Annotated in this window: 1 protein-coding gene; it reads right to left on the bottom strand. The window is 47.1% G+C overall.

The features are described 5' to 3' along the window. The coding region (locus ACS8FD_RS21510) for an amino acid--tRNA ligase-related protein (protein ID WP_439277369.1) at positions 1-652 on the bottom strand (652 nt) is incomplete at both ends.

Genomic DNA, 652 nt, shown 5'->3' with positions numbered 1-652 from the left:
GCCAACGAACTTAGTATAAGCATCGATTTGTTTACGGCTTAATGAAGCGCCGCCAGGGATACGTAGGGCAGCGACGCGACCTTTAGGGTCATTCGCAGGCCCGGCAAATACTTTAAAATCAACGTCTTTCATTAGGTCTGCAACGTCAACCAGCTTTAATGGAATACGTAAGTCAGGCTTGTCTGACGCGTAGTCACGCATCGCCTCGGCATAAGTCATACGTGGGAACTGGTCAAACTCAACGTCCATCATGGTCTTAAATAAATGCTTAATTAGACCTTCGTTGATGTTCATGATCTCTTCTTCATTTAAGAAAGAAGTCTCGATATCTACTTGGGTAAATTCAGGCTGACGGTCAGCACGTAAGTCTTCATCACGAAAGCATTTGGCGATTTGATAATAGCGGTCAAAGCCTGACACCATGAGCAACTGCTTAAATAACTGTGGCGACTGCGGTAGGGCAAAGAAATTACCAGGACGGGTACGTGAAGGCACTAGATAGTCACGTGCACCTTCAGGGGTTGCACGAGTCAAGATAGGCGTTTCAACGTCCAAGAAACCATGATCGTCAAGGTAGCGGCGAATCGCTGAGGTGGCTTTAGCGCGGAATACCATACGCTCTTGCATTTGCGGGCGACGCATATCAAGATAA

This window comes from Psychrobacter sp. 1U2, from assembly GCF_051847575.1.
This window is presented reverse-complemented; position numbering and strand designations above follow the sequence as displayed.